Annotated in this window: 15 protein-coding genes; 8 read left to right on the plus strand and 7 right to left on the minus strand. The window is 58.2% G+C overall.

Going from position 1 to position 17,362, the window contains the following annotated elements; all coding sequences use genetic code 11:
* Positions 1-1,380 carry a Cdc6/Cdc18 family protein gene (locus tag HFX_RS14890; protein ID WP_014732601.1) on the plus strand — a complete coding sequence of 460 codons (1,380 nt, stop codon included), beginning with the start codon at positions 1-3 and terminating at the stop codon, positions 1,378-1,380.
* Between the two features lie 427 nt (positions 1,381-1,807).
* Here the strand turns inward: HFX_RS14890 and HFX_RS14895 are convergent, their stop codons facing one another.
* On the minus strand, positions 1,808-2,206 hold the full coding sequence (locus tag HFX_RS14895) for a hypothetical protein (RefSeq protein ID WP_004060567.1): 399 nt from the start codon (positions 2,204-2,206) through the stop codon (positions 1,808-1,810).
* Positions 2,203-3,078, minus strand: a complete 876-nt coding sequence (locus tag HFX_RS14900; RefSeq protein ID WP_049917525.1) for a ParA family protein — start codon at positions 3,076-3,078, stop codon at positions 2,203-2,205. The genes HFX_RS14895 and HFX_RS14900 overlap by 4 nt, the downstream gene beginning before the upstream one ends.
* A gap of 461 nt (positions 3,079-3,539) precedes the next feature.
* On the opposite strand from HFX_RS14900, the gene HFX_RS20700 reads away from it, so the two are divergent.
* Positions 3,540-3,692 (plus strand): DUF7837 family putative zinc-binding protein, encoded by a 153-nt coding sequence (locus HFX_RS20700; protein ID WP_014732603.1) that lies wholly within the window; start codon positions 3,540-3,542, stop codon positions 3,690-3,692.
* A gap of 215 nt (positions 3,693-3,907) precedes the next feature.
* Here HFX_RS20700 and HFX_RS14905 read toward each other — a convergent pair whose 3' ends face one another.
* Positions 3,908-4,642, minus strand: a complete 735-nt coding sequence (locus tag HFX_RS14905) for a helix-turn-helix domain-containing protein (RefSeq protein ID WP_004060565.1) — start codon at positions 4,640-4,642, stop codon at positions 3,908-3,910.
* 88 nt (positions 4,643-4,730) lie between these two features.
* Here HFX_RS14905 and HFX_RS14910 point away from each other — a divergent pair, with 88 nt between their 5' ends.
* The 3 genes from HFX_RS14910 to HFX_RS14920 all read left to right on the plus strand — a co-directional run bounded on the left by HFX_RS14910 (position 4,731) and on the right by HFX_RS14920 (position 8,199).
* Complete coding sequence (locus HFX_RS14910; protein ID WP_004060564.1) at positions 4,731-5,843, plus strand: MBL fold metallo-hydrolase; 1,113 nt, start codon at positions 4,731-4,733, stop codon at positions 5,841-5,843.
* Positions 5,844-5,846: 3 nt separating this feature from the next.
* A complete protein-coding gene (locus HFX_RS14915; protein ID WP_004060563.1) occupies positions 5,847-7,139 on the plus strand; it encodes an MFS transporter in 1,293 nt (430 codons plus the stop codon).
* 616 nt (positions 7,140-7,755) lie between these two features.
* On the plus strand, positions 7,756-8,199 hold the full coding sequence (locus HFX_RS14920) for a hypothetical protein (RefSeq protein WP_004060562.1): 444 nt from the start codon (positions 7,756-7,758) through the stop codon (positions 8,197-8,199).
* A gap of 110 nt (positions 8,200-8,309) precedes the next feature.
* On the opposite strand, the gene HFX_RS14925 is transcribed toward HFX_RS14920, so the two are convergent.
* Positions 8,310-9,089, minus strand: a complete 780-nt coding sequence (locus HFX_RS14925) for an SDR family NAD(P)-dependent oxidoreductase (RefSeq protein WP_004060561.1) — start codon at positions 9,087-9,089, stop codon at positions 8,310-8,312.
* A gap of 339 nt (positions 9,090-9,428) precedes the next feature.
* On the opposite strand from HFX_RS14925, the gene HFX_RS14935 reads away from it, so the two are divergent.
* Positions 9,429-10,151, plus strand: coding sequence for an HAD family hydrolase (locus tag HFX_RS14935; protein ID WP_004060559.1), 723 nt, complete (start codon positions 9,429-9,431; stop codon positions 10,149-10,151).
* A 9-nt stretch (positions 10,152-10,160) separates the two neighbouring features.
* Here the strand turns inward: HFX_RS14935 and HFX_RS14940 are convergent, their stop codons facing one another.
* Entirely contained in the window at positions 10,161-11,378 is a 1,218-nt protein-coding gene (locus HFX_RS14940) for an acyl-CoA dehydrogenase family protein (protein ID WP_004060558.1), read from the minus strand.
* Between the two features lie 139 nt (positions 11,379-11,517).
* Here HFX_RS14940 and HFX_RS14945 point away from each other — a divergent pair, with 139 nt between their 5' ends.
* Together HFX_RS14945 and HFX_RS14950 are read left to right on the plus strand one after the other, a co-directional pair.
* Positions 11,518-12,588 (plus strand): phosphotransferase family protein, encoded by a 1,071-nt coding sequence (locus HFX_RS14945; RefSeq protein ID WP_004060557.1) that lies wholly within the window; start codon positions 11,518-11,520, stop codon positions 12,586-12,588.
* A gap of 244 nt (positions 12,589-12,832) precedes the next feature.
* A complete protein-coding gene (locus HFX_RS14950) occupies positions 12,833-14,797 on the plus strand; it encodes a 3-hydroxyacyl-CoA dehydrogenase/enoyl-CoA hydratase family protein (RefSeq protein WP_004060554.1) in 1,965 nt (654 codons plus the stop codon).
* 562 nt (positions 14,798-15,359) lie between these two features.
* Here the strand turns inward: HFX_RS14950 and HFX_RS14955 are convergent.
* A complete protein-coding gene (locus tag HFX_RS14955) occupies positions 15,360-15,887 on the minus strand; it encodes an Lrp/AsnC family transcriptional regulator (protein WP_004060552.1) in 528 nt (175 codons plus the stop codon).
* A 242-nt stretch (positions 15,888-16,129) separates the two neighbouring features.
* On the minus strand, positions 16,130-17,269 hold the full coding sequence (locus tag HFX_RS14960; protein ID WP_004060550.1) for an acyl-CoA dehydrogenase family protein: 1,140 nt from the start codon (positions 17,267-17,269) through the stop codon (positions 16,130-16,132).
* Positions 17,270-17,362 lie beyond the last annotated feature (93 nt).

The raw sequence follows: 17,362 nt of genomic DNA on the forward strand, positions 1-17,362 counted from the left end.
ATGACTTCAAGCACGGAGCAGATGAGAACACTGGGCGATTACGCCGCCGAGCATGGGGCTGTTGCTTACTCTCGCTCCGGGTCTCGTGATGATCCACTTTCTGTCCTTGACGAAGAGGACCCAATATTTGCGAATGAGGACCTCCTCCGTATCGACCACATTCCAGACCAGGACAAGATTGTCGGACGGAACAGTCAAATCGAGACTGTTGCTCGTCGACTGAAGCCAACGATTACTGGTGGGTCTGGCAAGGGAACGCTCCTTCTCGGGAAATCCGGGTCGGGGAAGACACTTGTGACCCGATACGTCAGTCGTGAGGTCGAGGAACGTGGAAAGAACAATGGCGTTCGCATCGGTCGCGCGATCATTGACTGTGCACAGCGTCGCTCGGAGGTACAGACTGTGATCCACCTTGCGAAAGCACTGAACCACCCCGAGAAAACAGGTGTTAAAATACCTCACTCTGGCATCGCGACCGGTGCTTACTATGACCGCCTGTGGACAATCATCGACGAACTCTATGACGCAGTCATCGTTGTTCTCGACGAAATTGACCGTCTTGCGCCACCTGACGACGCCCCAAGTGTTTCACCCGAAGAGGCAGAGGATAGCAAGCTTCTGATGCAACTTTCCCGCGCAGGTGAAGAGAACGATGTCGAAGCTAGTCTTACTGTTATCGGCATCAGTAACGATCTCAAGTATGGTGACCGGCTAGATACCCGTGTAGAGAGTTCGTTCGCGCCTGATGAAATCGTGTTTCCCGCGTACGATGCAAACCAACTTGGGGATATTCTCAAGCGACGTCGCGAGGCCTACCGACCAGGGGTTCTCTCAGAAGACATTATTCCCCTGTGTTCAGCGTTTTCCGCACAAGAACATGGTGACGCACGGCGTGCACTTGACCTCTTTCGACTCGCTGGCGAGGTTGCTCGCGATGATGATGCTGACCAAGTTCGAGGGGAGCACGTCCGAGCTGCCAACGATGATGCCGAAGTAACTCGGATTCAAGACCTCATTCGAGGCTGTCCGACACAGGCTAAGATTGCAATCGCCGCACTTGCGGCTCTGGACGAATTCACGAACCGTTCGCATTTTAAATCGACTGCGATGTATCAGGTGTACCGTGCATTTGCCGAAGCAATTGGGATGAACGTTCTTGGACAGAAACGCATCACTGATCAGCTCCGTGAGTACGAGACACTAAAAATAATTGATATGAAACGAACGAGTGACGGCTATCGAGAGGGGACGTATCTTCAACTGTCACTTCTTGACGACCCAAGCCTTTTGCTTCAATCAGTTGGTCTGGACGATCACTGTTCGGGGATTCCTATTGGTCCTCGAATGCGCAAGCAAATTGTTAACCTCGTTGGAAAGTAGACCTCCGACCTTCTCATTCACAGGGAGAAAGCGAACGGGTGCAGCTAGTGTCCCACTTTCATCTTACTGTAGCGAGGGAACTCGCCTTTACACTCTGATGCCCCCTCCCTCACTCTGTTCACTCCGATAGGGGGTGTATTTCCATTGTTCACGGATTTTAATTGCCCTCTCAGCAACAACTCCGGATGCTCCATTACGAACTGAAGGCTGTTTCGTGCCTCTCCTGCTTCTCATCGTTCTGTATACCCTACTCTCAGAGCTCCTCTCTTACAGCAGTTTTTCCTGAGCCATTTTTGGAGTACGGACAGGCATTTATGTACGACTTAAAAGGAGGAACGACCGCCACCATAGAGAACCATGCTAAGAACTTAGGAAAACCGCTGTATAAGGTCTGTTGGACGAGTCTGACTGTGGTTACCTTGAGTCGCTAGTCAAACGTCATCCCGTATCCCCACTCTTCGAGACAGTCCTCTGCTTCGTCGAGATGCTGTAACCCAACTTTCACAAGCGCTTCACGGAGGTCCGTCAGTGAAACGTTTTCTTCAAACCTGTCTTCGAACTCTCGGAGTGCATCTCGCTCTGCGACCTTTGTCTCTTTCTGCAAGAACAAGGGAACTCGGTCACGACCGTCTTGTACACCATCCCGGCGGAATTTATACGGGATCTGGAGTTGCTGCCGTGACGATTGCGTATCTGGTTCCTGTTGTGTATCAGTCTCCTCTGGTGTCTCGGTGGCTTCGGTCTGGTCTGTTGAAGGTTCGGTTGAATCTACTGGTTGGTCGTCAGCGAACGGATCTTCGCCTGCTCCTTTCTTCATCCCAGTCATACGGTGAGCACCTCGTGGTCAACGTCACCGGGTTCTGGCGGGTTTGGTGCCTCGATGCCAACCTCTGCTTCGAGGTGTCGTGCCAAGCGATCGAACTGAGCCAGTGTTTCGAGTTCGTAGTCACGACGGCGAGAGCGGTGGTCACGTACGTACTCAAACGCAGAGCACTGTTCCATCCAGCACCCCTCCATAAGAGATGCACGCTCACTGATTATCTCTGGAATTGGATAATCAATCTCGTCTAGAATCGTCCGCTGATCGCGTGTGTTTTTGAATCCTGTGGGAACTGCAGCGAGGACACCAACGTCAATATTGAGTTGTTCTTCGAAACCAGCGACAAGTGCTTCTAAGCCCTCAACTGCTGCGCGACCTTTGGCGCTTGGTTCGACGGGAATCACTAACGACCGCGTCGCGTGGATTGCATTGTAGAGATGCGGTCCCTCAGTTGCGGGTGGGTCGCAAATTAAAACATCGTATTTCTCGGGGACGCCTGCCTCACGGAGCACACGAAGCAACTGTGCGTGCATTCCGAACGCCTCCCCCATAGCCTCTGCTTGGTCTTTTTCACGCTGTAAGAATTCGGCGAGGTCTGAGAGCATATTATGCTCAGGTACAATGTCGACCCCCTCTACTGTTCGAATAAGGTCAGTGAACCCTCCGTTTGGTCGCCGAATCATATGGCGGACTAAGTTGTCAACTGAGTCTGTTCGTTGTTCATCAACGCCAAAGAGGCGTGAGAGGTCTCCATCTTGCGGGTCGAGCGGCACGACAAGTGGTTTTAATCCGGCACGAGCGTGTGCGACCGCGAGGTTCGCTGCAGTGGTCGTTTTCCCGACCCCTCCTGCCTCGCTGTATGTTGAATACGTAAGCATGCTTGTCTCATGAATGACCTTCATCTTGAATCTTCTCCACATCAAATCATGTTGTGTTGTATATTCTCCATGTACTGACTGGCATTCATGGTTGTACAAAGTGACTGAACACAATGAACACCAGTACTGAATATTAGGACTGAACAAATCTAATGAACAAATTTGCTGAACGTCTCTTCTGAACAGAGCTAGTGAACACACCGATACGGTTGTCAGCAGGTGATTGAGTTATCGGTTGTTAGTAGCCAAAGGATGCTCATCGTATCTCGAAGTAATCCATTGACTATCTCCACTGATTTTTGGTTTTTGATCTTATCTTGAATGAAGTTAATGAACACCACTACTGAATGTTCTTAATGAACACAACTAATGAACAAATGGATTGAACAAACACCTTTGCAGTGGTCGCTCGTGAGAAATATTGGAGGCAAGCTGTGTCACACGCGCCTCTCCATCCCCCTATGACGAGTGATTCGACGATACTCGGACGATGTCCGGACTGTGGTGCGGAGATTGAGCCGTATCAATCGCTGATCGAGTTCGAGGAAGCAGATGGGACTACTGGCGTATTTGCTGAGTGTTACTCGTGCGACGAGGTTGTTCGGCCAGAGTAACGAGACCGTGCTATTCGTCCACGAGATCGGGCACGCCATATTCACGTTGAAGAATCGATAGGCCCCGGTGAGGGTGAGTCAGGATTCGCTTCTAACCCCGACCCAGACGCAACGTTAGACGAGGAACCACTCTCGAAAGATACCACGCCAGAAATCCCATACGTGCTTCGCCGGTCGTCGGTCAGGCCAAGTCGCGACGACGTGAAGACGTTCGGTTAGTCGGCAGCTTGCTCAGCTTGGCGAGTCTTTTCGACCTCTAATGGATCTGCCGTCGACGTCGCCGTCACTAGTCGCAGGAACTGACCTGCGCTCGTGAGGATTTTGTTCTCCGCCTTCCGGAGATGTTCCTCGTACGTGGAACGAGCGACAGCGGTCTGGTCAGCGAGTTCCCTGAGTGACGTTTTCCGGGGCTGTTCGTAGTAGCCGCTCTCCAATGCCAACCGAAGCGCCGCCATCTGTCGTTCGGTCACGTCCTCGAACAATTGGTCGACCGGAGCCAACATGCTGTGTGGGACTCGCTGTGCTGTAATCGCCGTCTTCGAGAGTACCTCGATGTCTCGGTCAGCCTCCAACTCGTGGAGAAGTTCTCTAATATCGCTCTCGTCGAAGGCAATCACCGAATAGTGTTCCCAACCCTGCCGATGAATTGTAGGCGGCTGATACAGGCAATTGTGCGCTTCGAATCGCTCGATGATGGAGTCTTCCAGTGAACACAGGCATGATTGCGTGACGACGTGGAGGCCAGCATTGTCGACTGACTCGTGAAGAACCGTCCCCAAGCGATCGATCTCGTCGAGGAGGTCGTCAGTCGGAGACCCCGGTGCAGTAATTTCGATTACCTGGCAGTCATCCAGATACCACTCACGAATCGTGAGGTCCGGATAACGCTCCGAAATCTCTCGATACGGACACTCGTGTTTGACGCGAAACGATGCCTCGTAGAGACTCATACTGGCACATTCGTCTATACAGAATTAACAGTACCGGTCATGTCCGGCAGTACCTATATTCTATGACTTCCCATACGGAAGAACACTGATGTCGGATATTTCCCCCGAGGAACTTGGAGCACAACTGCAGACTGACGAAAACGGCCTGCTGGTAGTCGACATTCGCCACAAAGGAGAGTTCGACGACTGGCACGTACCGGGGAGCGTCAACATCGACGTCTACGACGAGTTGGCTGACGATCCCGACAAAGCCAAGGACGCACTTTCGGGCCTCCCCGAGGAGAAAGAAATCGTTACTGTCTGTGGTGCAGGAATCGCCGCGGAGACGGCAGCCGACGTGCTTCAAGATATGGGCTACACCGCGGCGACACTCGAAGATGGGATGAATGGGTGGAGTCGCGTTCACCGCCATGCGGCGGTCTCTGTCGACCTCGATGGAACGCTCGTTCAGGTCGCACGACCGGGGAAAGGCTGTCTCTCGCATGTACTCATCTCCGATGGTGAAGCCGCTGTCTTCGACCCATCACACTACCTCGAAGAGTACGAAGTGATTCTCGATGAGTACGACGCCGAACTCGTCGGTGTCTTCGACACGCACGCCCACGCCGACCACGTTTCGGGCGCTGCAGAACTGGCCGACCGTCACGGCATCCCCTCCTACCTCCACCCGAAGGATGCACTGGCACTCGACGCTACTCCCATCGAGGATGGACAGACTGTCTCGGTCGGCAGCCTCGATATCGAGGTCATCCACACGCCAGGACACAGCGAAGGTAGCGTCTCGTTCGATATCGAGGAGGTGGCGTTGATTACGGGTGATACGCTCTTCCACGAGAGCGTGGGCCGCGTCGAACTCGGCGTCGAAGCCGGTATCGAGGATTCAAACGTCGAGCAGAACGCCGCGACGCTCTACAAGAGCCTCCTGCGGTTGCTCAACCGTCCAGACGACGCGCTAGTCCTCCCAGCACACGACCCCGGTTCACCGGAACCGCCAGTAACCGCAACACTGGGCGAGGTCCGAGAGCGGAACGAAGACCTCAGCCGCGACCGCGGGGAATTCATCCGGGAACTCGTGGCGGATATCCCGGACCATCCCCCAAACTTCGAGCGCGTCAAGCGGACGAACGTGGGTCAGGAATCGGTTCCCATCGACGAACTTGCTGAGCTCGAACTGGGTCCCAACAACTGCGCAGCGGAGTGATCGATGAGTACAGAAACTGACCTCAAACAGGGGATCCGTGAACACCTCGGGCAGTTCTCACTGCACGTCTTGTTGGTGTTCGCGACGGGGTTGACTATCGGGTCCGAACGCGCCGTCGTACCCGTGTTGGGCCGTGACGTCCTCGGCGTCGAGTCGCTGTTCGTCATCGGGTCGTTCGTCGTCTCGTTCGGGTTCGTCAAGGGACTGCTCAACCTCTACGCCGGCAAGTGGGGTGGTGAATACGGCCGCAAGCCCGTCCTCATCCTTGGGTGGGTGACCGCACTCCCACTCCCGGTCATCCTCATCTTTGCCCCGAGTTGGGGCTGGATTACCGTCGGGAACATCCTGTTGGGCATCAACCAGGCGTTGACCTGGAGTATGGCCATCAACGCCAAGATCGACATCGCGGGGCCCGAGCAGCGAGGGCTGGCCGTCGGCATCGACGAGGCCTTCGGGTACAGCGGCGTCGCCGTCGGGGCGTGGGTGACGGGCATCATCGCCGCCCAGACGAGCCTTCGACCTGAGCCGTTCTACTTCCTCGCCGTCGTCGTCGTGCTGGCGTTCCTCATCTCGGTCTCCTTGATCAAGGAGACGGTCCAACTCGCGGAAGTAGAGATAGACGACAAGGACCACCACGACGCGAACCTCCCGTTCGGGGAGGTGCTGAAGCGGGCGACCTACGGTGACAAGACGCTGTTCGCTGCGGCACAGGCGGGCCACATCGAGAAGTTCGTCGATACGCTGTTTTGGCTTGCCGTCCCGCTGTATCTCACGAGTCAGGGAGTCGGCATCGCAGCAGTCGGGTTCGTCGTCGGCGTCCACAGCGCAATGTACTTCCTCCAGATTGCAACCGGCGGACTCGCAGACCGCATTGGTCGCCGGCCACCCGTGATTGCGGGGATGTTCCTCACCGGTGCGGGCGTCCTCGGAATGGTACTCGTCGAAGGATACCTTCTGTGGGCTGTGCTCTCCGGCGTGTCCGGCTTGGGGATGGCGTTGCTCTACCCCAATCTCATGACTGTCCCCGGCGACGCCGCCCACCCAACGTGGCGCGCAACCGGGATGGGCGTCTACCGGATGTGGCGTGACTCGGGATACGGCGTCGGTGCAATCCTCATCGGCCTCTCGATGGAATTTGTGAACGCCGAAGCCGCATTCTACATGACTGCCGCCCTGATGTTCGTCTCTGGGGCGATCGTGTACGTGTGGATGGAAGAGACTCACCCCGAGTTCGGAACACACGAACCACCTGCCCCTGCAACGAAGCAACCAGCCCGGTCGGTGGCACAAGACTAACTCGGCAGAACAGCTGTTCCGCCTTCAAAATATATCAGCCTATGACGGGATAGTTTCTCTAGGGTCCTACTTCTACAGACCAACTATCAGATTCACTATGTATATATGGGAGAGGAGAAAACGAGGTTGTTAGAAATCTCGTCATGCACTTTTCAGACCCCGTATCGCACGATTTACGCAGGAATAGCTGATTAACCGCGGGTATAGAAGATGCACTACTATTTGACGTCAACCGGTATTGCCTAAAATCGTTCTCAGATTTTCCCTCGATTCCTCGATTTCGCTAGTTTCACCTACTCGTCAAGCACAATCCTCACCGATTGTCTCCGCTGCATCTTGTCGAGGACATCAATAGCGCCTGAGAACAGCCCGACGAGCCTATCGCCAAATCTAAGCGGGTTTCGGTTCTCCCTGCACCTCTCAAATCATCCAAAGGAAGACTAGGGTACACCGGTGCAAACGCCGCTGGCTCTCTCCGGCTGAGGGGCCATCAAACGACGAGTGTCTCTCGCCAATATGTCAGAACTCACTCACTGTCTGACGATGTGATCCGCGGTGGAGTTTGTCGCCCCCGAGAGGGGCGAGGGGGGCCGCCGTAGGCACCCACTCAACAACCATGTCTTCCGAGTACGAGCAACAGCGATCACGACTCACTGGCGAGCAAACTGGGGAACCGAGCGACGAACCGTGGGCGGACCTCAAACTGACGCTCCCCCACAACAGAAGTCCGACTGCCATCGTCTCACTTGTCGAGTGCGCACTCGTCGAACTCACTCACGAAGACGTCGGAGCCGAGTTCGTTTCGACGAGCGTTGCGGGAGTGAAGCGGACACAGTACATCGCCGTCGATGACTTCGGCCAACGGTTCCAGAAGCGGTATTTCGACGAACGTCTCGGCTGGCACGAAACGACAGTCAGCCGCGAAACGGTTCGCGAGGAGTTGGTCAACCGACTCACACAGCGTCCGTCACTGGGCAGTGAGGTGGGTCAGAATGGCATCGTTGGCGATCAACACAAATTCCTGGTGATGCCAATTCGAGAGCTTAGAGTTCAGGGATGATGCCCCATGTCTGGCTGTTGAGACTACTGTCGGTGTGCGTTTCTTGGATCTGTTTGGCCTCGGCATAGCTCCGCTCTGAGGGCCTCACGGATTGGGGTCGGAGGAGAGGTCTACATGTCGGGAGACTCCATGATCTCCGGCACTCCCTGCGCGGTGACAGTCTCACCGATGACGTACGACGCGGCGGGACTGGCGAGGAACTGCGCGAGATCTGCTATCTCCTCGGTGGTTCCGATACGTCGCTGGACTTCCTCACGGTCGATGTCGTCGGCGCTGACGCCCATCTGGCGCTCGACGCCTGTTGTGGCAACGAATCCCGGTGCGATGCAGTTGACACGCACGTCGTCGCTGGCCCACTCGAACGCGAGCGTCGAGGTGAGATTGATGACGCCCGCCTTCGCCGCCCCGTAGTGGCTCATGTGGGGCGATCCCTTCTGTCCCGCGACGCTGGCCAGATTGATGACCGCACCTCCGCCACCCTCGCGCATATGCTCGCCTGCGACCTGTGTACAGTGGTACGTCCCGTGGAGATTGATGTCCACAATGGTCTCCCATCCGTTCTCGCTGATGCCCTCAAAAGGAGCCATGAAACTCGCCCCGGCGTTATTGACCAGCACGTCGATACCACCGAACTCCTCGACGGTAACGTCAACGAGTGCCTCGACGGCGTCACGGTCAGTTACGTCGCACTCGACGGCAAGGGCGGTCCCCTCGCGGTCGCTCTCTTCGATACTATCGGCGACTGGTTCGACGTTCTCCAGTTCGCGCGAACAGACCACCACGTCCGCGCCGTCATCCGCGAACCGCTCTGCGATTTTCTTTCCGATACCACTGGACGAGCCCGTGACTATCGCAGTCTGACCGGCGACACTGAACTGTTCGGTCGTCATGCAACCCCCTCCGAGATGCGAGTGGCCATTATCATTGTTAGCTTCAGTTCATAATTGCTGTCCTTTGTTAATAAATTTGGTGTGGTTTTTGCAATCGTTATCTTAATCTGAGGGAATAGACATCACGAACCATGGGCAAGTCAGCGTTCAGTGACAGAGCACGCTCCGGTAACGTCGCGGGACTCCACGATGAGACGGTGGAGCGCCACGTCGACGACCCGGCGCTCGAAATGCACGAAGGGAAACCACCCGTGATCAGCTCTGGGACCGCTCGGTGTGGTCCCCGGACGGACGCTACGAACTCGGAGCCAGAACGGACGACCGAAACGAGGTCTAACCGTGGGAGATGACTGTCAGCGCTGGCGAGCCGTGTTCTGGGACATCGGGGGCGTTATCCTCGACATAGAGTCCGTCCGCGACGCCCATGAGGTGTTCCTTCGGCGTCTGGTCGAGACGCACGCGCCGGACACGCCGGTCGAGGACGCGATCCAAACGTGGCGAACCGCGGTCGGACGATACTTCAGCGAGCGCGAGGGAACGGAGTTCCGGCCGGCGCGGACTGCCTACGACCGCACTGTGGCCGAAATCGCTGGGGAGTCGATACCGGCGCCCGAGTGGCGGCCTGCCTTCGAGGCTGCGACGAGCGAGACGCTTCGACCGAACCCCGATGCCGTCGAGACGATCGACAGACTGGCGGAGAGCGAACTGCACGTCGGCGTTCTCAGCGACGTGGACACCGAGGAGGGATTCCGGATTCTGGAGGCATTCGGCGTCAGGGAACGTTTCGATTCGATAATAACTTCCGAGATGGTCGGCCGAACGAAACCCGACCGGCGGATGTTCGAGACGGCCCTGCGGGAGGCCGACGTAACTGCCGGCGAGGCAATTATGATCGGAGACCGATACGAACACGACATGGCTGGCGCGTCGGCGGTGGGGATGACGACTATCGCGTACGGTGCAGACGACGGTCCCGATGTCGATTACGCTGTCGACGACCTCCGGGAAGTACTCTCGATAGCCGGCGTTTCGAGCGGGCGCGACGGTTCGGACGGACGCTGAACGCCGGCGCTACTCGCCGCGGAATCGCGCCACGTGTTCGACCTCGCTCGGGTCGGTGTCCTTGAACGCCCGTCTGGCAATAACTCGCTTGTGGACCTCGTCCGCGCCGTCGATGATGCGGAACTGGCGGACGTTTTCGTAGAAGTCCGCCAGCGGGAGGTCCTTGCCGATGCCGTTTCCACCACAGATTTGAACCGCGGTGTCGATGGCGTCCTGCGCGACGTCCGCGGTGAACACCTTGCTCATCGCCACCTCGACGCGGGCCTGCTCACCGGACGCGATTCGGTGAGCGGCGTGGCGGACCATCGATCGAGCGGCGTGGAGTCGCGTCTCGATATCGGCGACATCGAACCGTATCGCCTGCTTGTCCGAGAGCGTCCCCTCGAACGCTCGCCGCTCATCGGCGTACGCCTTCGCCACGTCGAGCGCGCGCTCGGCCATCCCGGAGAAGCGCATGCAGTGGGTGAGACGGGCAGGGCCGAGTCGCTGTTGGGTGATGGCGAACCCTGCGTTCTCCGCGCCGAGCAAGTTCTCCTCGGGGACTCGAACGCTTTCGTATCGAATCTCCGCGTGACCGATTCCGGTGAGCTCGCCGCCGACGTGGGGAATGTCCCGCTCGACGCGGACGCCCGGCGCGTCCGCGGGAACGAGGAAGAGAGAACACCCCTGGTACGGGTGGGCGTCCTCGTCGGTCCGGGCCATCACCAGCAGGACGTCGGCCTCGGTTCCCTGCGTCGTCCACCACTTGTGACCGTCGATGACCCATTCGTCTCCGTCCTTCTTCGCAGTCGTCCGAATCATCTTGGGGTCCGACCCGGCCCCGGGTTGGGGTTCGGTCATCGAGAAACCCGACTTGATGTCACCCTCGACCAGCGGTTCCAGCCACCGCTCCTTCTGTTCGTCCGTCCCGACCAGTTCGAGGGTGTGCATGTTGCCCTCGTCCGGCGCGTCGACGCGAATGGCCGTCGCACCGAGGAGGCTCCGCCCGGCTGCCTCGAAGACCGGGAGCACCTCGCGGAATCCCATTCCCATCCCGCCGTACTCCTCGGGGATTTGCGGGGCGTACACGTCGTAATCACTGGCTTTCTCGCGGAGTTTATCTACGGTCTCGTCAGAGACCGGTCCATCGCCGAGGAGTTCCCGCTCGACGGGGATGACCTCCTCCTTGACGAAGGTCCGGACTCGTTCGGTGACCTCTCTTCCCCGTTGGGGGTCGTCGTACTTCATATTCTAAAATCTCAAAAACGATGTAAAAGCATTTTCCCGAATTTATTACCTTCGTAAGTTCTATACTGGTATTGTACGAACAATAGACGCAAAATCTCGACGCAGCGGTCGCCGAATCCGCCGACAGACAGACCAACCCATGAAAGACACCGACAAAGACTACTTCGAACGACTCGTCGACCAGCAGGCGCTCAGGAACTATCTCTCCGAACGGTTGGGTCCCGTCGAGGAGTACTCCGTCCGATACCACGCGGAGGGCCACTCCAACGAGACGCTCTTCGTGACGTGGGGAGACCGGGAACTCGTGGTTCGGCGGCCCCCGCCGGGCGAGACCGCCGAAACCGCCCACGACGTGTTGCGGGAGTCCCGCGTGCTGGACACGTTGCAGGACACCGACGTACCGATTCCGAAGACCGTGCTGGCCTGCGAGGACCACTCGGTCGTCGGAAGCGATTTCTACGTGATGAAGCGAGTTGAGGGCGACGTACTCAGAGACGAGGAACCCGACCGTTTCGAGACGGCAGAGTCGCGGCGGCGTATCGGCGAGGAACTCGTCGACACGCTCGCCGCGATTCACACCGTCGACTACGGCGACGTCGGCCTCGGTGAGTTCGGCCATCCGGCGGGATACACCGAGCGACAAGTCGAACGCTGGACCCAGCAGTTGGAGTGGGCGTTCGAACGCACCGCCGACGAACGGACGGTGCCCGAACTCCGAGAGGTCGGTGACTGGCTCGCGGACAACTGCCCGAGTGACCACGAACACGCGCTGGTCCACGGTGACTACAAACTCGATAATGTGATGTACACACCGGGTACGCCGCCCGAACTGGCCGCGGTTCTCGACTGGGAGATGGCGACGCTCGGCGATCCGCTTGCCGACCTCGGTTGGATGCTAGCCTATTGGCGCGATCCGGGGGACCCCGACCCCGCGACGCCCGAACTGACCGCCACGTTCATGGAGTCCGAAGAATATCCGACCCGCCGCGACCTCGTCGAGCGGTACGAGCGTGAGACCGGCATCGAGTACGAACACGGCCGATTCTACCGGACGCTCGCAGTGTACAAACTCGCCGCGCTGGGCGAGATGTTCTACCGGCGGTACCTCGAAGGAAACAGCGACGACCCGATGTATCCCCTGATGGAACAGCGGGTTTCCGCTCTTGCTCGACGCGCCGAGCGGATAATCGAGGGGAACGAGCCGTTGTAGGGCCGAGACCACACCGCTCCCGCGAGAGGACGTTCACGCACGAGACACTGTTGCTCTGCTATGGTGGGCCGGTCGATAGGCATCTTGGAATGTAGGAGCTGCATCCCCACATCGGGGAGTTCACTAACAACACTTACTATAGTAACGTTATCAAATACTATTGTTTGATATTGACCGAATGAACTTTACATATGTAGATTTTGTCAGTGGATTTAAGTTGACACGTTCCGAAACAGATGGATGAATGACAAACACTAACATTGAGAAGGTGTCCGTACTCGGAGCAGGGAACATGGGCCACGGAATCGTGGAAGTCGTCGCTATCGCCGGATACGACGTCACGATGCGCGACGTTGAGGAGGACCTCGTCGCCGACGGATACGAGGATATCAAGTGGAGTTTAGAGAAACTGGCCGAAAAGGACCGCCTTGACGAGTCCGTCGATGACATCCTCGACCGCATCGACACTGCGGTCGAACTGGAACCTGCAGTTGCCGACGCCGACCTCGTTATCGAGGCCGCCCCAGAGCGGATGGACCTCAAGAAGGACATTTTCGGCGATCTCGACGCATTCGCGCCGGACAACGCGCTGCTCGCGTCGAACACGTCAAGCCTCAGTATCACGGAGATGGCTCCCGCGACCTCCCGACCCGAGGACGTGGTGGGGATGCACTTTTTCAATCCGCCGGTGAAGATGGACTTGGTCGAGGTTATTTACGGCGAAGAAACCAGTGACGAAACCGCCGAGGTCGCCTATGAGTTCGTCGAATCGCTCGACAAAACGCCGATTTACGTCCGGAAGGATGTCCACGGGTTCGTCGTCAACACGGTTCTCGGGCCGTTCATCGACGAACCCGCGTGGATGGTTTCGAACGAGGAGGCGACGATACGCGAGGCGGACGCCGCTATGGTGCACCGACGTGGCTACCCAATGGGACCGTTCGAACTCGTAGACCTCTCTGGAATCGACGTGGGGTATCACGTCCGAACGGAGGCCGAGCGGCCGATACCGCCGATCATGGAGGAGAAGGTCGAAGCCAACGAACTCGGCCGTAAGACGGGACGGGGGTACTACGACTACAAAAATGGTGACGGGGTCAATTACGAACCCAGTGACGGTGAGCGTTTCGACACGCTGCGCATTGAGGCCCGTATGGTCAACGAGGCCGCACGACTAGTCGGCGACGACGTGGCGACGCCCGATGAGATCGATACTGGGGTCCGTCTCGGCCTCGGCTTCCCGGAGGGTATCTGCAGGCGCGGTGACGAAATCGGACTCGATGCAGTTCTCGATAAACTCCGGAGCCTCCACGAGAAGACGGGAGCAGACCGGTTCGAACCTGACGACTACCTCGTCGAACTCGTTGAGCAGGGCCGGACGGGCGAGGACGCAGGGACGGGGTTCCACGACTACGGTTTGGACGGCGGTGACGGACCGGGTGAGTACCGGCTACTGAACTACGTGTTATCCGGAGACGGACTGCTCGAAGTGGAACTCGACCGCCCGGAGCGCATGAACGCCCTCTCGATGGATCTTCTCGGCGAAATTGACGAACTGCTATCGTCAGTGAACTCCGACGACGTTCGGTGCGTCACGTTCGAAGGTGCGGGCGACCGCGCCTTCAGCGCCGGGGCAGACATCGGCGGCTTTGCGGACCTCGACCCGACCGACGCCATGGACGTGACGCCGGCGTTCGAGACCGTCAACGACTTCGAGCGGCCCACCATCGCCAAGATAGACGGCTACTGCCTCGGTGCGGGCCTGGAACTGGCGCTCGCCTGCGATCTCCGAGTGGCGACCGCGGACGCGGAGTTCGGGTCACCCGAAATCGGACTCGGTCTGATTCCGGGCGGGGGCGGAACCCAGCGACTCCTCCGATTGCTTGGGGAGACGCGGGCCAAGGAACTTGTGTTCAGGGGGAACCGCATCGATGCCGAGCGCGCCGAGGAGTGGGGGCTGGTCAACCGTGCTGTCCCGACCGAGGAATTCGACGACACCGTCTCCCAGTTCGTGGACGACGTTCTCGAAGGGCCGCCCGTCGGTCTGAAAGTGGCGAAGAAGGTAATGAACGAGGGAGCCGACGCGAGCCTTGACGCCGCGCTGGCGATGGAGAGTCAGGGCTTCGGTCTGCTCATGAGCACCGAGGACGTACGCGAGGGGACAGCCGCGTTCCGCGATAACCGCGACCCCGAATTCCGCGGTGAATGACGCGAGCGGAGGACTGTTGAGCCAACAACCGAACGAGCTACGAGCCTTCGTGGACCGGCACGGATATACTGTCGGCTGTACTTCTTTGAATAGCTGGCCGCCGAAGAACGGAGTTCGAGTCACCGAAACGGAGCCTTTCAGACACGAATCTTCACGCACTTACAGCCGACAGTATACCTCTCGAGGCTGGGACTGACCGTCGAAGAAATCGAAGGGAGCGACTCGTCCTGTCGGTCCCGTACGACGACAAACTAGCTAACCCTGCACCGGGAATCGGGACGTCGTCCACGGTACGCTCGTGTTCGCCACGAGGATGCGACTCACGCGCCCGTCCTCGGACCGCCGCTCGATGTCATGACGTTCTACGAAGTCGACGACTCCGCTTTACTGCCCCGTCTGACTCTCGGGGATAGGATTCACATCGAACTGGAACTGATAGCAAAAGGGCCGTGAGACTATCTGACCGCGAGCAGCGTCGTTCGGTACGACGCGACGTGATGGATCAGCGAGACGAGGCTGTGCTGTCCTGCGAAGTGCTCTCGCTAGTGCGATAGCCCGGCGTCTACTCCGGATACTCGTCGTTCAGCCCCTCAAAAATCTCCGGGTCGGTTCGGAACTTGAGCACGTTGTGAACCACGGAGTTACGGATGTTATCGACGACGTCGCCGTGTTCCTTGTAGAACTCGTGTATCCACCGCGACTCGTCCTGCAGATTGGAGAACATCATCACGGTCTTCCACTGGTACTCGCCGTCCGAGAGGAAGTAGAACAGGGTGTGGGGATCGTTGCGGATGTACTCCATCGCGTCCCGCCACCCCTCCTCGAAGTTCTCCGGGTTGAACTTGAATTCGAAGAGGCTGAAGGTGTAGTACTCCTCGTTGGGGATTATCGCCTCCCGGAAGACGCCCTCGTTGCGCATCTCTCGGATAGACTCGCTTACGGTGACGTGAGACACCTCGATGTCGTACTTCTCCTCGAGGATGGAGGTAAGCTCTCGTGAGGACAGCTGCGGGTCCTGGGTCAGTTCCCGCAAGATGGCAATGTCCCGTTCCTTGAACGTCCAGTTCGGTGCGTCCGTCTGATCACTCATACATTTGGCTTCCTACGACCGGTTTATGAGGGTTCTCCTTCGGCGAGGAACAGATGGAGCCGGTCGCGGTACGCGTTTGGTCGGTCCTCCACGACCCAGTGATAGGCGTTCCCAGCACGGACAACTCCGCGCCCGGTCGCCAGCCTTACCCGCGTCGTAGTACGACACGTCTAGTTCGTGTCCGTTAACATCCACTGTCGTCGTGCGCTGCTCGTCGGTCCACGCCTCGTGTCCCGTTATCGTTAGAGCAGGGTGTCGGCGATGATGTTCTTCTGAATTTCGCTCGTTCCCTCGTAGATCTTCGTGATGCGAGCGTCACGGTAGTACCGTTCGACGGGATGGTCGGTGACGAATCCCGCGCCGCCGTGGACCTGAATCGCCTCGTCGGCGGCGTCGACCGCGTGTTCGCTGGCGAACAGCTTCGCCATGCTCGCGAACTGAGTGGCCAGCTGGTCGTCGCCGCTCTCGACGTAGGACGCCGCCCTGTACGCGAGCGAGCGGGCTGCCTCGATGTTAGTCGCCATCTCAGCGAGCTTGTGCTGTATGGCCTGAAAGTCGGCGATCTTCTGGTCGAACTGCTCGCGTTCGTCGGCGTAATCGAGCGCCGCGTCGAGCGCGGCCTGGGCTGTCCCGACTGCTTGGGCCGCGACGCTGACTCGGCCGCTGGCAAAGAAGTCCATGAGCTGGTAGAACCCCTCGTCGACTCCGCCGATGACGTTCTCCTCGGGCACGCGAACGTCGTCCAGAATGACCTCGGCGAGGTCCGACGCCCGGATACCGAGTTTATTATCTATCTTCTCGGTCCTGAAGCCGTCGGCGTCGGTGGGTACGAGGAACGCGGTGATACCACGATTGCCGTCGCCGGGCGACGTCTTGGTCATCACGACCGCGATGTCGGCGACGGTCCCGTTCGTTATCCACATCTTGTTACCGTTGATGACCCACTCGTTACCGTCCCGTTCTGCGTGGGTTTCGATGCCGGCGACGTTGGATCCGTGTGCAGGTTCGGAGATACAGCTACAGCACGCCGACTCGCCGGAGGCGATTCGCGGGAGCCACTCCTCTTTCATCCACTCGTCGCCGTACTTCTGAATCATATCGGTCCCGAACCCCCGACTTCCGATCGCGCTACCGATGCCGGGGTCGGCGCGCCAGAGTTCCTCGGTCACGACCGTCGCCGAGAGGGTGTCCATTCCGGCACCGCCGTACTCGACCGGAATGCTCGGGGCTACGAAGTCGAGTTCGGCGGCCTTCTGGACGAGGGTCGCCGGATACTGCCTCTGCTCGTCGTGCTCTCGAGCGACCGGTTCGATCTCCTCCTCGCCGAACTCCCGGACCGCCTCGCGTATCGCGTGCTGCTCGTCTGACAGTCGAAATGTCATACCCTCACATCACCTTCCAATAAAAAGTATTTTGGGATTATTTCAACCACTGTTAATAGTAATCCAGTTTTTAGCGTACAGTTGACTGGCAGT

This window comes from Haloferax mediterranei ATCC 33500, from assembly GCF_000306765.2.
In the GTDB taxonomy this organism is placed as follows: Archaea; Halobacteriota; Halobacteria; order Halobacteriales; family Haloferacaceae; genus Haloferax; species Haloferax mediterranei.

Bases quoted from the DNA above. Each gene is read 5' to 3' on its own strand.
- HFX_RS14940 (WP_004060558.1), bottom strand. From the start codon at position 11,378: ATGAAGTACGACGACCCCCAACGGGGAAGAGAGGTCACCGAACGAGTC.
- HFX_RS14905 (WP_004060565.1), bottom strand. From the start codon at position 4,642: ATGAGTCTCTACGAGGCATCGTTTCGCGTCAAACACGAGTGTCCGTAT.
- HFX_RS14915 (WP_004060563.1), top strand. From the start codon at position 5,847: ATGAGTACAGAAACTGACCTCAAACAGGGGATCCGTGAACACCTCGGG.
- HFX_RS14960 (WP_004060550.1), bottom strand. From the start codon at position 17,269: ATGACATTTCGACTGTCAGACGAGCAGCACGCGATACGCGAGGCGGTC.
- HFX_RS14900 (WP_049917525.1), bottom strand. From the start codon at position 3,078: ATGCTTACGTATTCAACATACAGCGAGGCAGGAGGGGTCGGGAAAACG.
- HFX_RS14950 (WP_004060554.1), top strand. From the start codon at position 12,833: ATGACAAACACTAACATTGAGAAGGTGTCCGTACTCGGAGCAGGGAAC.
- HFX_RS14890 (WP_014732601.1), top strand. From the start codon at position 1: ATGACTTCAAGCACGGAGCAGATGAGAACACTGGGCGATTACGCCGCC.
- HFX_RS14955 (WP_004060552.1), bottom strand. From the start codon at position 15,887: ATGAGTGATCAGACGGACGCACCGAACTGGACGTTCAAGGAACGGGAC.
- HFX_RS14945 (WP_004060557.1), top strand. From the start codon at position 11,518: ATGAAAGACACCGACAAAGACTACTTCGAACGACTCGTCGACCAGCAG.
- HFX_RS20700 (WP_014732603.1), top strand. From the start codon at position 3,540: ATGACGAGTGATTCGACGATACTCGGACGATGTCCGGACTGTGGTGCG.
- HFX_RS14925 (WP_004060561.1), bottom strand. From the start codon at position 9,089: ATGACGACCGAACAGTTCAGTGTCGCCGGTCAGACTGCGATAGTCACG.
- HFX_RS14910 (WP_004060564.1), top strand. From the start codon at position 4,731: ATGTCGGATATTTCCCCCGAGGAACTTGGAGCACAACTGCAGACTGAC.
- HFX_RS14920 (WP_004060562.1), top strand. From the start codon at position 7,756: ATGTCTTCCGAGTACGAGCAACAGCGATCACGACTCACTGGCGAGCAA.
- HFX_RS14895 (WP_004060567.1), bottom strand. From the start codon at position 2,206: ATGACTGGGATGAAGAAAGGAGCAGGCGAAGATCCGTTCGCTGACGAC.